Source organism: Methylobacterium sp., assembly GCF_019745455.1.
Classification (GTDB): Bacteria; Pseudomonadota; Alphaproteobacteria; order Rhizobiales; family Beijerinckiaceae; genus Methylobacterium.
On record NZ_JAIETD010000034.1, the window covers coordinates 44,394 to 57,395 of the forward strand.

Genomic DNA, 13,002 nt, shown 5'->3' on the forward strand with positions numbered 1-13,002 from the left:
CTCTATCACCCTGAAGTGAAGCAGAAGCTGCCTACATCGATCGATTTTCGATCTTCCTGGAAGATAAACACCGGGACTTCCGTGTCAAAAGATCTGATTTATTTATTTTCTGACATCGGAAGACTAAAGTTATTGCCTGCATGCAGATGGCTAGAACATTCTGTGCGAGCCCCCCCGGGCGGCCCGTGATGCGCACGATGGGCATACGCACATCGAACTCGGTGCTCTTGTCGCTCCTCCCTCGCCGACCGGGTCGTCGCGGCTGCGCGTTCACAAGCCGCCCGCTTTCCAGTAGCGTCCCGCCGCTCCGCCGAGGCGCCGCCCGACTTGGGGCACCCCGGCATCGACCGGCTTCCCCTTTCCTGCGATGGACCAGACACACCATGCCGGCTTGCCTGCCACGATGAACCAGACCGAGCCGCCCGTCCCCGCCCCCGCCGTTCAGCAGAACCGGCTCGTCCTCGCATCCGCCTCCCCGCGCCGCCTCGCGCTGCTGCAGCAGGCCGGCATCGAGCCCTCGGCGCTGCTGCCGGCAGATGTCGACGAGACCCCGCTGAAGGGCGAATCGCCGCGCGAACATGCTCGTCGTCTCGCTCGTGCCAAGCTGACGGTCGCGGCGGAGGCCGCGCGCCGGCGCGACGACATGCGCGAGGCCTACATCGTCTCGGCGGACACCGTCGTCGCGGTGGGCAGGCGAATCCTGCCCAAAGCCGAGTTGCCGGACGAGGCTGCCGATTGCCTGCGGCTTCTGTCCGGGCGCCAGCACCGCGTCTTCACGGCGATCTGCATGCTGTCGCCGAAGGATCAGCGTCGCGAACGACTGGTCGAGACACGCGTTCGTTTCAAGCGCCTCTCCTCGCGGGACATCGAACGATATCTCGCTTCGGGGGAGTGGCGCGGCAAAGCGGGGGGCTATGCCATCCAGGGGCTCGCCGGCTCCTTCGTCGTGAAGCTGGTGGGCTCGCACAGTGCCGTGGTCGGCCTTCCGCTCTACGAGACGCTGGCATTGCTCGAGGGCGAGGGATTTCCGATACGCGAGAGGTGGGGAGCCGTCGAATGAACGATCGAAAGTTTTCGCCGGTGGCAACTCCGCCTTGCCCTGTCTGCGCCAAGCCGGCGAAACCCGAGTTCCAGCCGTTCTGCTCGGCGCGGTGCGCCGACGTCGATCTCGGACGCTGGCTGACGGACCGCTACGCTATCCCGACCCCGATCGACGAAGAAGAGGACGCCCCGAAGCCGGGAGGGACCGAACCGTCGCAATAGTCCGGAAACGCTCCAAAGGGACCGTGCACGACGAGGCTGGACACGGCGGTTCTCACTCCTTATACGCGCCACTCAGGCCGAGCCGCCGAGCGGTTTTGCCTTTGCCCAGGTAGCTCAGTTGGTAGAGCATGCGACTGAAAATCGCAGTGTCGGCGGTTCGATTCCGTCCCTGGGCACCACGCTCCTACTGAGCCTCGCCGATCGCCGGCAATCGTCGAACATGCTGAGCCGGAGACGAGTTTCGGCTGCGTACCGTCGTGTTCAGACAAGACCCGGGTGCGGGCGCCCTTCGCAGAGAGCCAATCCAAACCCGCGAATTGGGCGGCTATGCGCTCACCCTCCGCCGATCCCGCTCGTAATCTTGCCCGTGCCATCGCAATCGACACAGGGCCGCGAGTCGATGCTTCCAGACCCGCTGCAAGCTGGGCATAGGTCTTCGCCGGTGCCCTCAGTTCCCGGTACGGCCTCGTCAGCCGGCTTCGTCGTTTCCCGATCCGTCATTGCGGCCTCCCTCCACTAACGGCCAACCTCGCCCCCAGACCCGACGTTCCTCTTCTCACGGTCATGGGGTCTGGAATGGTCCGGCCGCCGACGTGACGTCACCGCATCGTTGCTGCTCGACGCATCGGCATCCTCCACGATGAACACCTCCCTTCTGTCGGAGGTTGATGAGAAATCACGATAATGCTTGGAGGAAAGCACATGGCGCGGTTCAACATGATCTTCGGAGCGGCGGTGCTCTCGGTTGCCAGCCTGTCGAGTGTGGCTTCCCATGCGCAGGAAGGCGGCCCCTGCACCGACGATATTGCCAAGGTGAAACGGACGCTTGGTACCCAGGTCGGCCTTGGGGCACCGGTATCCGAACCCGATTACGGCCAGCGGAAGGGTCCGAGCAATACGTCCGGTCAAGGCGCGACAGCCGGCACGACAGGTAGCACGGATAAACCTATCGGAACGTCGGAGACGGATCGGGCACAGAAGGGCGGCGCCTCCCGCGAAAGCGGTGGATCGCCGGGCACAGTCGGCGGTGTTTCCGGATCGGTGGGCGCTGCCACCGGAGCGGGTCAGGCGGATGCGGTCGGGAGCGGCCGGATCGCAACCTCACCGGAAGATGTCCGCCGTCAGTCGGAGAACAGGCCTACGGCCGCCGCAGCGGCAGCCCAGGGCGGAACAGCATCGGCCGGAGCGAGCCTCTCATCAGAGGACAAGACGTCCCAGGCAAAGATGGCACTGCAGCGGGCGGTGGACCTCAATGCCAAGGGAGACGGGTCTTGCCGCGAGGCGGTCAAGCAGGCCCAGGATCTGATGCCGAAATGACGTTCTCGTCGACGCGGCGCTCACGCGCCGCGACTTCTCGCGAGGATAGCACCTGCTTCAGAGGGGCTCCGGGGTTCTCCAAGGTTCGATGGACGGAGCCGCGGCTTCGCGGCGGCTAGAGGCGTACAACCACCAGGAGGTTTGTGACAGGAGGCGAACTCTTGCCGAGGTCATTTCGGTTCGTGATAGCTTCACTCATCATCCGCTATCGATAGCAGGCGCGGATGAGGGGAGCCGCGTGCGCTTTCGCCTGCAACCCCCGTGCAGCATACATGGCCTTTGCATCGGGCGCCGACATCGTTCCAATGATCCGAAAGCTAGAGAGCATAGCCCAGCTCTCACCCGATGAGCGGCAGGCCCTGGACAGCCTCCCCATAACCCGCAAGCGAATCGACGCGCATGAAGACATCGTGCGCGAAGGCGACAGGCCGTCGCAATGCTGCCTGCTCCTGCAGGGCTGGGCTTTCCGTTACAAGCTCCTCGACGACGGCAAGCGACAGATCCTTTCGCTGTACGTGCCAGGCGATATTCCCGATCTGCAGAGCCTGCACCTGCGCGTGATGGATCACAACCTTGCGGCTCTGACGCCCTCGACAGTCGCCTTCATCCCCCATGATGCCCTTCGGGATCTCACGGCCCGCTTTCCCGGGCTGACGATGGCGCTTTGGCGCGACACCCTGATCGATTCATCGATCGCACGCGAGTGGATGACGAATATCGGCCGCCGGTCGACCCATGGCCGCATCGCCCACCTATTCTGCGAGATCTACCTGAAGCTGCATGCGGTTGGCCTCGCCAGCGAGTACCGCTGCGAGATGGCGCCGACCCAAAACGAGATCGCCGATGCGATCGGCGTGTCGAACGTCCACGTCAATCGCGTATTGCAAGACCTGAGAGCCAACGGGCTGATCGCATACCATGGCAACGATCTGGTGATCCGCGACTGGGGGGCGCTGGTGAGATTGGCGCAATACGACCCGGCCTATCTTCATCTCGACGACTGACCGAACCGCGCACGGCTATCAAAACTTGGCCGACGATGAAGGAATGAATTGCCCTGGAAGCCGCGAGCGTCGCCGACAGTCGCATCGCCCCTTGCTGCGATCACAAGGTTTGCCACTCTCCGACGAGCGTGAGGGTCGCCTTGTAGACTACGCGTCCCTCTTCGTCGCGAACGCTGGCACAGAAGGTTCGCCTGTCTCCATCGGGGAGCTTCTCGCGAGCCATGTCGGGCAGCACCGAGAGCGCAGCTCTCCGAGCCGCCTCCACATCCGTCAGGCCTTCGGCATCGTCGCCTTCGACCAGCAATTCGTCGTCATTCGTGTCAATCGTATAACGCGGCACACTATGACTCCCGACCGAGACCTCTCACTTTTAACTTCCAGTAACGGGGCCGGTTTCCAGATCACGCATATCCGATCGTCATCGGCGGACGGAACCTTCGGCGCCAGAACGCCCGAAAGGATCGTTTCTCGGAAGCGGAACGGACCGTGTCGATAAGCTAACCGTCGAGACTCTATTTGAAAAAGCGTTCAATGCGGATGGTCAGTGCAAGACGGCATCCTGGGTGGTCTCTAACGCCATCGCTTCGGCGAACGGAAATTCGAAGACGATCTCTCCATCTTCGTCCGTGACCACGAGGACGGCCGAGAACAGTCGAGGCTGATCCTTCGCTTCACGCAACGTCGCCATGATCGTATCGCGGGCCGTCTGCCAGGCATGGTCGGCGTCACGAAGCTGCTGCCCACTCGGATCGGTAATATGGACCTCGCCGATCTGCGTACCGAAATAATATCGGGGCATCGTGCCACCTCTTGGTTCATCACCTTGAACTGGCCTGCATGGGGCCATCGGCTTGAACAGCGCTCACAGCCACGCGGGGTTCCCCACCAAGAACCATCCGTCTGTCGGGATCGCCTCAACTCTTCTCTTCGATCGTACGGTCCTGCAGGCTCTGGCCGCGATAGCCGGTCGCGAGGACGTACAACTCGCTCGAATCCGCACGGCTAGCATTCGGCTTCACATGGCGGACCACCGCGAAATCTCGTTTGAGGTCGGCAAGCAGCGTACCTTCGGTACCGCCCTGGAAAACCTTGGCGAGATAGGCGCCACCGGGAGCCAGGATCTCGCGTGCGAATTCAGCCGCGGTCTCGGCGAGGCCGATGATGCGCAGGTGGTCGGTCTGCTTGTGGCCTGTCGTATTCGCCGCCATGTCGGACAGGACAAGATCCGCCTTCCCGCCCAGGAGGTCCGTGAGCCGTTCCGGCGCCGCCGGATCGAGGAAGTCGAGGGTAATGAATTCGACCCCCACCATCGGCTCGATCTCCAGGAGGTCGATCCCGACGATGCGGCCGCCGGGGCCGACGACCTTCGCCGCTACCTGCGACCAACCGCCCGGCGCTGCGCCGAGATCGACGATCCGCTGGTTGGGCTTCAGGATCTTGAAGCGCTCGTCGATCTCGAGGAGCTTGAACGCCGCGCGGGATCGGTAACCCTCGCGTTTGGCCCGTGCTACGTAGGGGTCGTTGAGCTGGCGCTCCAGCCATCGCTTCTGCGACGCGGTGCGCCCGCGACCGGTCTTCACCCGCTGCTTGAGCTCGCCGCGAAGGCCGCCTCCGGCGCCTCTCCTGTCTGTCACCGGCCAGATCCACGGCGCCAGACGCCGTCCTCACGCATCATGTTCATCAACAGACCTTCACGCAGGCCGCGATCAGCGATCCGCAGGCGTTCAGACGGAAAAGCGCGGCGGATCGCTTCCAGGATGGCGCAGCCGGCGAGGACGAGGTCGGCGCGGTCTCGTCCGATACAGGGGTTGTCGGCTCGCTGGTCGAGCCGCGTATCGAGGAGATCGTCGATCGCGCCGCTGACCTCGCCGTCGCTCATCCACAGCCCGTCGACGCGTCGACGTTCGTAGCGGGCGAGGCGCAGATGCATGGCGGCGAGGGTCGTCACCGTGCCGGAGGTTCCGAGCAGGTGGAAATGGCGGGCATTGGCCGCGGGGGCCGCACGGATGGCAAACCGCGACAGGAGGTCCGCGACCTCCTCGACCATGCCTTCGAACATCAGCCGCGTCACTTCGGCACCGCCATGGCGCTCGGCCAGCGTCACGACGCCCACGGGAAGCGAATCCCAGGCGCGGATGCGCAACGTCGGATCGGTCGAAGGGTTGGTGGCGGCGCCATCGAGCCATGCGATCTCGGTGGATCCGCCGCCGATATCGAAGATCACCACGGATTCCGCGTAAGGATCGGCCAGCGCGGCACAGCCGGTAACGGCCAGATAGGCCTCGGTCTGGCGATCGACGATCTCGAGATCGAGGCCGACCTCGTCACGCACACGCTCGACGAAATCTGCGCCGTTCACGGCGAGACGGCAGGCTTCGGTGGCGATGATCTTGGCCCGGACGACGCCGCGGGCTTCCATCTTCGAGCGGCAGATCCTGAGGGCTTCGAGAGTACGGGCAATCGCGGCCTCGCTCAGCCTGTCGGAGGTGCCGAGCCCTTCCCCGAGCCTGACGATCCGTGAGAAGGCGTCCACGACCCGGAAGCCGTATGCGGCAGCCTCCGCGATCAGAAGGCGGCAGTTATTGGTGCCGAGATCGAGGGCCGCATAGGCATTGCGGCGGCCAATACGCGTTGGGCCGCCCGAGGTGACGAGCCGGGCACCGGAAACCTCGTCGCCCGTCGGCTGGCCGGCGGGCGGGGCCGGCAGTGTCGCCGCACTCTCTTCCCTCATCGGGGCGCCAGATTCCTCGGTCGCGGCTCGGGGCGCGCCGCCCCGGCCATCATTCGTGACCGAAACTACAGGGCTTGCGGGGAACTGCAAAGAGTTCCTGCGGCAGCGCTCCGGGACAATGCCGGGGAGCCCTCAGCCCTTGCCGCCAGCCGCCATCCGCGGCACCGGTCGCAACAGGCTCTTGACCTGCGAGAAGGGGCGCGGCCGGTTGATCACCTCGTCGAGGTGCGACCAAAGCGTCTTCGGAGAGAATGGCTTGGCGATGATCTCGTTGACGCCGATGGAGATGGCGCGATCAACGACGTTGCGGCGCGGCTGCGCCAGCATCAAGATGATCGGCACGGTCGGCGAGGGAGACGTCATCGGCGTGCGGGCGAGGCGGATGAACTCCTCGCCGGAGAGGATCGCGAGATCCCAGTCGATGATCGTGAGGTCGGGCTTGCTCTCGGCCAGTACGCCGAGCGCCTCAGCGCCGTCCGGAGCCTCGAGAACCCGCTTGATCCCGACGCGCATGAGCATGTCGCGCACGATACGCCGGATATACAGGCTTTCGTCGACGACAAGGGCCGACAGGTCGGGAAATGACGGGGTTGCGATCATCGATCGTGTGTTCGGCCTCGCGCAGGCTCTTCAGCGCGTCACCGAAACCCTAGCCCGGCCAGCCTTTTTTCTTTCCTAATGTGATCGCTCGAATCGTCCGGTATCCTCGCAGCCATCTGCAGAAGGGTTGCGCGAACCTGCAAAAAAGCGGGAGGCTAGGCCGGAAAGTGCAGGAACGGGCCACTCCGACACCAGATGCGTCTTGCGATTGCGGCAGCTTTCGGTCAGGACTAGGGCGTTATTCTTGGTTACCGCTGCCGAGGGTAACGATTCTGTGTTTCGCGGCCTGTCTGGGACGGCGCGTTCACGGTGTCTTGAAGACTAATGGACGGCGGAACGGTTTTTGGCGAGCTTTCGATGGGACGTGGTCGTGATTTCAGGGGGCCGCAGAAGCGCGGCTTCGATGAGGGTGGAGCCGAGCCTCGGTGGCCGGATCAGGCTCCCCCGAGCGGTGGCTTCGGCGGTGGCTTCGGTGGCGGCGGTTTCGACCGTGGTCCCCCGCGCGCAGCGGCAGCCCCCTCCGGACCGGAGCGCGACGCGACGGTCAAGTGGTTCAACAAGGAGAAGGGCTTCGGTTTCGTCGAGCTGGCCGACGGTTCGGGCGATGCCTTCCTCCACATCCGCGCCGTCGAGGCTGCGGGTCATGCCGACCTCCTTCCGGGCACCCGCCTGACGGTTCATACCGCTCAAGGCCAGAAGGGTCCCCAGGTGACCGACGTGACCAGCGTCGACACGTCCACGGCTGAAGCGGCTCCCCCGCCGCGTGAGGCCCGCGGACCCCGCACCGGCGGATTCGGTGGTGGTGACCGTTACGGCGGCGGCGGTGGCGGCTATGGCGGCGGTGGCGGTGGCGACCGCTACGGCGGTGGCGGTGGCGGCGGTGGCGGTGGCGGTGGTGGGCGTTTCGCCAGCGGCCCCTCCACCGAGATGACCGGCACTGTGAAGTGGTATGATCCGGCCAAGGGCTTCGGTTTCGTGTCTGTCAACGACGGCGGCAAGGACGTCTTCGTTCACCGTTCGGCCCTGTCACGTGCTGGCCTCGATTCGCTGGCCGAAGGCCAGCAGGTCGTACTCGGCGTCGTCGAAGGTCAGAAGGGCCGCGAAGCCCAGAGCGTTCAGGTCGACGATTGATCGTCTCTTGGTGATAGGGTTCGCCCCGTTACCGTCATCATGATCTGCAAGGTACAGAACGGCGGCCGAGAGGTCGCCGTTTCTCGTTGGAATCCGGAGTGAGCGAAAGCATGCCTGGACGGACTCTTTGCGCCATCGCCTGTCTGACGGCTCTCTCGATCGATCGAGGGAGCACAGCGAAAGCCGACGACTTCACGGGGTTATATGGCGGGGTGAATGCGGGCTACGCCTTCGGCCGCGATCGCCAGAACAGCCCTGAGGCATTCAAGTCCGTTTCGCCGGACTCCTCGTCAGGCAACGAGGTGAACCTGCCGCCGAGCGCTGCCAGCGCGGCGCGCGCCATGAAGGCCGTGCCTCAGTCGAGCACGACTGTGAAACCTTCTCCCTGATCGGACGGTCCTTCGCACCGGCACGGCCGGGTGTGTGAGACCAGACGACGAAAAAAGGGCCGCCCAGGGCGGCCCTTTCAATTCTCGACAGCGGAAAAAACCGCGTCGCAGAACTCAGCGTGAGTAGAACTCGATCACGAGGTTCGGCTCCATCTGGACGGGATAGGGAACCTCGCCGAGACCGGGCACGCGGGTCACGCGGGCGGTCATCTTGGAGTGGTCGACCTCGATGTAGTCAGGGACATCGCGCTCGGCGAGCTGCGTAGCGACGACGACGATCTCGAGCTGCTTCGAGGCTTCCTTCACCTCGATCACGTCACCCGGCTTCACCAAGTAGCTCGCGATGTTGACGCGCACGCCGTTGACCTTGACGTGGCCGTGGTTGACGAACTGACGCGCCGCGAACGGGGTCGGTACGAACTTCGCGCGGTACACGACGGCATCGAGGCGGCGCTCGAGCAGGCCGACGAGGTTCTCGCCCGAATCGCCGCGTAGACGGATCGCCTCGGCGTAGTAGCGGCGGAACTGCTTCTCGGTGATGTTGGCGTAATAGCCCTTGAGCTTCTGCTTGGCGCGCAGCTGCGTGCCGAAGTCGGACATCTTGCCCTTGCGGCGCTGACCGTGCTGGCCAGGGCCATATTCGCGCCGGTTCACGGGGCTCTTGGGGCGGCCCCAGATATTCTGGCCCATGCGGCGATCGAGCTTGTGCTTCGCCTGAATGCGTTTCGACATCGCGATTCCTCTCAACGAGTGAGATACGAGGAACGCGCCCTCCTCTTCCCGGATGAAACGGGACGACAGGGCGACGCGAAGCCGCCCACGGGTGCGTATGAAAATGCGACGGGGCCCCTCATCGGAGCCCCGCCAGCAGCGCGTCCGTACTTCAGAAGCAGCCTTGGGTCAATTGAATCAGGAGGCGATGCCACTCAGCGGCATCGCCTCGATCGCAACTTCGCGCAGACCTCGGCTGGCCAGCGAGTGACGCAGTGCGGTGCTTACGCCTTCTCCACCGGTGAATATTGCACGCACCGGCTTGCTCATCCGGTCTGGCTCGGGCGGAGACGCTCCGAGGAGGTGAAGGACACGCTTCGCGATCGCGGGAGCCGGGTCGATCCAGGTCACTGGCCACGGGGCCAGGAGCTCAAATCTTGGCAGCAAGAGCGGGTAATGGGTGCAGGCGAGGCAGACCACGTCGGTGCGGCGTCCGTCATCGGCTGTCACAAAGCAGCCGGCAATCTCACGCGAAACAGCTTCATCGTCGACTGCCGAACCGGCTAGCTCGGCTTCGGCGAAATTGGCGAGGTTCGGTGCACCGACAAGCGTGACATTGCAGGCGGAAGCATAGGTCGCGATGAGATCGTGGGTATAGGCTCGCGCCACCGTACCAGGCGTTGCGAGCAGCGAGATCAGACTGGAGCGCGTCGCCGCCGCCGCTGGCTTGATCGGAGGGACGACGCCGACGAAGGAAGACGTGAAGCGCTCTCGCAGGGATGGCAGCACGAGTGTCGAAGCGGTGTTGCACGCGACGACGACGAGATCCGGCGCATGCTTTCCGATCAGCCGTTCCATGACGGCGATGACCCGCTCGATAAGTATGGGCTCAGGAAGGCGTCCGTAAGGAAAAGCCGCGTCGTCTGCGACGTAGAGATAGCGGGCATCGGGTCTTGCCCGGCGCACCTGCTCGAACACGGTCAGGCCGCCAAGTCCTGAATCGAACAGGAGAATCGTCGGCTCCTGGATGGATTCCGTCGCCGCCCCGAGTGCAGTGGTTCCAGCCATGAGATCGATCGGCATGAGAGTCTCGCGCGACACCCGATGACACACGAATGTCGGCGCCATGCGGTTAAGGGCAGCTTACCGGGGCAAGAAAAAGGCTCCGTATCGGCGTCCGGCAGTGCCGCGGCAAAGGTAACCGCAGCGCGGCCGTTGCCGAAACGCCGCGGGAACATATGTCCTCCACACCCGATGGAGGATGGTTCGACATGGCAGCCACGGCCGCTCTACGCGACTCTCGACCCGCCCGCCCTGCCTTTCCGCCGCCGCCGCTATCGGCGCGGCCGCTCGATCGCGCAGCCTGGATTGCCGCATTCCGGCATGTCCGTGACGAGACCGAGCGGCGGGCAGCTCCGCTGTCGGCGGAGGACCAGCAGGTCCAGTCCATGGCCGATGCGAGCCCAACCAAATGGCATCGGGCCCACACGACGTGGTTCTTCGAGCAGTTCCTGCTGCGCGAGCAGTTGCCGGCCTACCGCATCTATGACGAGCGGCTGCACTACCTCTTCAATTCCTATTACGTCGCCGCCGGCCCGCGCCAACCGCGGATCATGCGTGGCCTCATCACGCGCCCGACGTCAGAGGAAGTGGGCGCGTATCGCGCGCATGTGGACGGGGCGGTCGAGACACTCCTCGTAGAAGCATCGGACGAGGCGTTCGAGGCCATGCTGCCGGTGGTCGAGATCGGCCTTTATCATGAGCAGCAGCACCAAGAGTTGCTGGTCACCGATATCCTTCACGCCTTCGGTCAGAACCCGCTCGCACCGGCCTACGACGGCGAGTGGCGTTTTCCGCGTCCTGAACCGGCCGCCGGGACGGTCGAACTACCAGGCGGCGTGACCCGCATCGGCCACGAGGGCGATGGTTTCTCGTTCGACAACGAATCCCCCCGCCACGACGTGCTTATCCTGCCGTGTTCCATCGACCGCGCACTCGTCACCAACGAGCAGTGGCAGGCCTTCATGGAAGATGGCGGCTATACTCGTCCGGAGCTCTGGCTCTCGGATGGATGGATCGCAGCCCAATCGGAAGGCTGGGAAGCGCCCGGCTACTGGCGCCGCGAAACGGACGTCTGGATGACCATGACGCTGGCCGGCCTCATGCCCGTCGACCCAGCTTTGCCGGTCACCCACATCAGCTATTACGAGGCCGATGCATTTGCCCGTTGGGCAGGGCGCGACCTGCCGACGGAGTTCGAATGGGAAGTCGCGGCCCGTGAGGGCACGCTCGCCGACGCCTTCGGCTCAGTCTGGCAATGGACCCGCAGCGCCTACACCGCCTATCCCGGATACCGCCCGGTCTCAGGCGCGCTCGGCGAGTACAACGGCAAGTTCATGTCGAACCAGTTCGTTCTGCGCGGCTCGTCAGTGGCGACGCCGGTTGGCCATGCACGGATCGGCTACCGCAACTTCTTCTATCCGCATCAGCGCTGGCAGTTCACTGGGCTCCGGCTGTCCGACTATCGCGCCTGAAGATCGGCGCAGCGTTTCACCCTGCGTAGCTGGAGACGACCCCTTGACCATCAACCCCGTCTTCACCGATGCCGCGCCGGTTGAACCAGTTCCGCCCGCGCAGCAATTCCTCCTCGACGTCGTGGAAGGTCTGTCGGCGAGACAGAAGTATCTGTCGGCAAAGTATTTTTACGACGCGGCGGGCTCGGATCTGTTCGAGGCGATCACGCGACAGCCGGAATATTACCCGACCCGCACCGAACTCGGCATTCTCGACGACAACGGCCCGTCCATCGCAGCGGCACTACCGCGCCGAGCCGATCTCGTCGAGTTCGGAAGCGGCTCGACAGTGAAGGTCCGTCGCCTGCTCAAGCACCTTCCTGATCTTTCAGCCTACGTCCCGGTCGACGTTTCTGAGAGCTTCCTGCGCAGCGAGGCCGATGCTCTGGCGATGGATTTCCCGCACATCGCCATCGCCCCAGTAGCAGCCGATTTCACGCGGCCGTTCACTCTTCCGGACGATCTGAACGGCGAGGCGGTAGCGGGGTTCTTCCCGGGATCGACGATCGGTAATTTCGAGCCGCCGCAGGCAGCGCGCCTCCTTGCCCATTTCGGACGCGTGCTCGGGCGCGGCGCCACGCTCATCGTCGGCGTCGACCTCGTGAAGGACAGCGGCGTCCTCAATGCCGCCTACGACGACGCGGCCGGCGTGACGGCGGCATTCAACCTCAACCTGCTGACGCGCATCAATCGCGAACTCGCCGGCGACTTCGCACCGACGGCCTTCGCGCATCGGGCGTTCTTCAACTCAAGGGCATCGCGCATTGAGATGCACCTCGTCAGCCTTGCCGATCAGACGGTAGCGGTAGGAAATCATACCTTCCACTTCGTCGAAGGCGAATCAATCCATACCGAAAACAGCTACAAATACACTGTGGCTGGCTTCCGGACGCTCGCGACGGAAGCAGGATGGGAGCCGGTCTCCGTTTGGACAGACGGCGCAGGCTTGTTCTCGGTCCATGCGTTGAGGCGTGGATAGGTCAGATAAGGGGAAGCGGCAGGCGTCAGCCCCGCTTCTCCATCATCTGCTTGACCTGCATGAGCTGATCCCAGACCGTGCCCGGACTCGTGCCGAGGAAGTCGAAGCCGGCACTGATGCCCCAGTAGATGCCGTAGATGATGAACGGCACCACGATCCAGCCTAGGATCTCCTCGAACCGGTGACGTTGCCTTCGCCGCCGCCAACGCTTCTCGCGTGCGGTGAGCTTGGACGGGGCCGACGGGGTCGAGACGGGCGTGAGGGGACCCTCATGCAAGTCGCTCATCCAGTCGTCCCCCTGTCA

The 13,002-nt window shown here is 64.2% G+C and carries 16 protein-coding genes and 1 tRNA gene; 9 read left to right on the forward strand and 8 right to left on the reverse strand.

From position 1 onward, the window contains the following. Positions 1–403 precede the first annotated feature (403 nt). From K2Y56_RS08445 to K2Y56_RS08465, 5 genes are all read left to right on the forward strand, one after another. Complete coding sequence (locus K2Y56_RS08445) at positions 404–1,060, forward strand: Maf-like protein (RefSeq protein ID WP_292506929.1); 657 nt, start codon at positions 404–406, stop codon at positions 1,058–1,060. Continuing rightward, a complete protein-coding gene (gene yacG, locus K2Y56_RS08450) occupies positions 1,057–1,263 on the forward strand; it encodes a DNA gyrase inhibitor YacG (RefSeq protein WP_292506930.1) in 207 nt (68 codons plus the stop codon). Before K2Y56_RS08445 ends, yacG begins: the two co-directional genes overlap by 4 nt. 103 nt (positions 1,264–1,366) lie before the next feature. After that, positions 1,367–1,442 (forward strand) — tRNA-Phe (locus tag K2Y56_RS08455). Positions 1,443–1,965: 523 nt separating this feature from the next. Beyond that, positions 1,966–2,580, forward strand: a complete 615-nt coding sequence (locus K2Y56_RS08460) for a hypothetical protein (protein WP_292506931.1) — start codon at positions 1,966–1,968, stop codon at positions 2,578–2,580. Positions 2,581–2,885: 305 nt separating this feature from the next. Then, positions 2,886–3,584 (forward strand): Crp/Fnr family transcriptional regulator, encoded by a 699-nt coding sequence (locus K2Y56_RS08465; RefSeq protein WP_292506932.1) that lies wholly within the window; start codon positions 2,886–2,888, stop codon positions 3,582–3,584. 100 nt (positions 3,585–3,684) lie between these two features. On the opposite strand, the gene K2Y56_RS08470 is transcribed toward K2Y56_RS08465, so the two are convergent. The 5 genes from K2Y56_RS08470 to K2Y56_RS08490 all read right to left on the reverse strand — a co-directional run bounded on the left by K2Y56_RS08470 (position 3,685) and on the right by K2Y56_RS08490 (position 6,915). Next, a complete protein-coding gene (locus tag K2Y56_RS08470; RefSeq protein WP_292506933.1) occupies positions 3,685–3,924 on the reverse strand; it encodes a hypothetical protein in 240 nt (79 codons plus the stop codon). Between the two features lie 201 nt (positions 3,925–4,125). Further along, a complete protein-coding gene (locus K2Y56_RS08475) occupies positions 4,126–4,383 on the reverse strand; it encodes a hypothetical protein (RefSeq protein ID WP_292506934.1) in 258 nt (85 codons plus the stop codon). Between the two features lie 115 nt (positions 4,384–4,498). Beyond that, entirely contained in the window at positions 4,499–5,218 is a 720-nt protein-coding gene (locus tag K2Y56_RS08480) for an RlmE family RNA methyltransferase (protein ID WP_292506935.1), read from the reverse strand. Continuing rightward, positions 5,215–6,315 carry a Ppx/GppA phosphatase family protein gene (locus K2Y56_RS08485; protein ID WP_292506936.1) on the reverse strand — a complete coding sequence of 367 codons (1,101 nt, stop codon included), beginning with the start codon at positions 6,313–6,315 and terminating at the stop codon, positions 5,215–5,217. The genes K2Y56_RS08480 and K2Y56_RS08485 overlap by 4 nt, the downstream gene beginning before the upstream one ends. A 132-nt stretch (positions 6,316–6,447) precedes the next feature. Beyond that, a complete protein-coding gene (locus tag K2Y56_RS08490) occupies positions 6,448–6,915 on the reverse strand; it encodes a response regulator (RefSeq protein WP_292506937.1) in 468 nt (155 codons plus the stop codon). A gap of 357 nt (positions 6,916–7,272) precedes the next feature. On the opposite strand from K2Y56_RS08490, the gene K2Y56_RS08495 reads away from it, so the two are divergent. Further along, positions 7,273–8,046, forward strand: coding sequence for a cold-shock protein (locus K2Y56_RS08495; RefSeq protein ID WP_292506938.1), 774 nt, complete (start codon positions 7,273–7,275; stop codon positions 8,044–8,046). Between the two features lie 110 nt (positions 8,047–8,156). Then, positions 8,157–8,435, forward strand: a complete 279-nt coding sequence (locus K2Y56_RS08500; RefSeq protein WP_292506939.1) for a hypothetical protein — start codon at positions 8,157–8,159, stop codon at positions 8,433–8,435. Positions 8,436–8,549: 114 nt separating this feature from the next. Here K2Y56_RS08500 and rpsD read toward each other — a convergent pair whose 3' ends face one another. Then, positions 8,550–9,167 (reverse strand): 30S ribosomal protein S4, encoded by a 618-nt coding sequence (rpsD, locus tag K2Y56_RS08505; protein ID WP_292506940.1) that lies wholly within the window; start codon positions 9,165–9,167, stop codon positions 8,550–8,552. Between the two features lie 177 nt (positions 9,168–9,344). After that, positions 9,345–10,229: a glutamate racemase gene (gene murI, locus K2Y56_RS08510; RefSeq protein ID WP_292506941.1), complete on the reverse strand. Its 885-nt coding sequence runs from the start codon at positions 10,227–10,229 to the stop codon at positions 9,345–9,347. A 188-nt stretch (positions 10,230–10,417) separates the two neighbouring features. Between murI and egtB the strand changes: the two genes are divergently transcribed. Further along, the gene (egtB, locus tag K2Y56_RS08515; RefSeq protein WP_292506942.1) at positions 10,418–11,680 is read left to right on the forward strand and encodes an ergothioneine biosynthesis protein EgtB; all 1,263 of its coding nucleotides are present in this window, start codon (positions 10,418–10,420) and stop codon (positions 11,678–11,680) included. Between the two features lie 43 nt (positions 11,681–11,723). Beyond that, on the forward strand, positions 11,724–12,698 hold the full coding sequence (egtD, locus tag K2Y56_RS08520) for an L-histidine N(alpha)-methyltransferase (protein WP_292506943.1): 975 nt from the start codon (positions 11,724–11,726) through the stop codon (positions 12,696–12,698). A 25-nt stretch (positions 12,699–12,723) separates the two neighbouring features. Here egtD and K2Y56_RS08525 read toward each other — a convergent pair whose 3' ends face one another. Beyond that, on the reverse strand, positions 12,724–12,984 hold the full coding sequence (locus K2Y56_RS08525) for a hypothetical protein (RefSeq protein ID WP_292506944.1): 261 nt from the start codon (positions 12,982–12,984) through the stop codon (positions 12,724–12,726). Positions 12,985–13,002: the final 18 nt, after the last annotated feature.

Bases quoted from the DNA above. Each gene is read 5' to 3' on its own strand.
- K2Y56_RS08445 (WP_292506929.1), top strand. From the start codon at position 404: ATGAACCAGACCGAGCCGCCCGTCCCCGCCCCCGCCGTTCAGCAGAAC.
- K2Y56_RS08500 (WP_292506939.1), top strand. From the start codon at position 8,157: ATGCCTGGACGGACTCTTTGCGCCATCGCCTGTCTGACGGCTCTCTCG.
- K2Y56_RS08465 (WP_292506932.1), top strand. From the start codon at position 2,886: ATGATCCGAAAGCTAGAGAGCATAGCCCAGCTCTCACCCGATGAGCGG.
- K2Y56_RS08525 (WP_292506944.1), bottom strand. From the start codon at position 12,984: ATGAGCGACTTGCATGAGGGTCCCCTCACGCCCGTCTCGACCCCGTCG.
- K2Y56_RS08495 (WP_292506938.1), top strand. From the start codon at position 7,273: ATGGGACGTGGTCGTGATTTCAGGGGGCCGCAGAAGCGCGGCTTCGAT.
- K2Y56_RS08485 (WP_292506936.1), bottom strand. From the start codon at position 6,315: ATGAGGGAAGAGAGTGCGGCGACACTGCCGGCCCCGCCCGCCGGCCAG.
- murI (WP_292506941.1), bottom strand. From the start codon at position 10,229: ATGCCGATCGATCTCATGGCTGGAACCACTGCACTCGGGGCGGCGACG.
- egtB (WP_292506942.1), top strand. From the start codon at position 10,418: ATGGCAGCCACGGCCGCTCTACGCGACTCTCGACCCGCCCGCCCTGCC.
- rpsD (WP_292506940.1), bottom strand. From the start codon at position 9,167: ATGTCGAAACGCATTCAGGCGAAGCACAAGCTCGATCGCCGCATGGGC.
- yacG (WP_292506930.1), top strand. From the start codon at position 1,057: ATGAACGATCGAAAGTTTTCGCCGGTGGCAACTCCGCCTTGCCCTGTC.
- K2Y56_RS08490 (WP_292506937.1), bottom strand. From the start codon at position 6,915: ATGATCGCAACCCCGTCATTTCCCGACCTGTCGGCCCTTGTCGTCGAC.
- K2Y56_RS08460 (WP_292506931.1), top strand. From the start codon at position 1,966: ATGGCGCGGTTCAACATGATCTTCGGAGCGGCGGTGCTCTCGGTTGCC.
- K2Y56_RS08475 (WP_292506934.1), bottom strand. From the start codon at position 4,383: ATGCCCCGATATTATTTCGGTACGCAGATCGGCGAGGTCCATATTACC.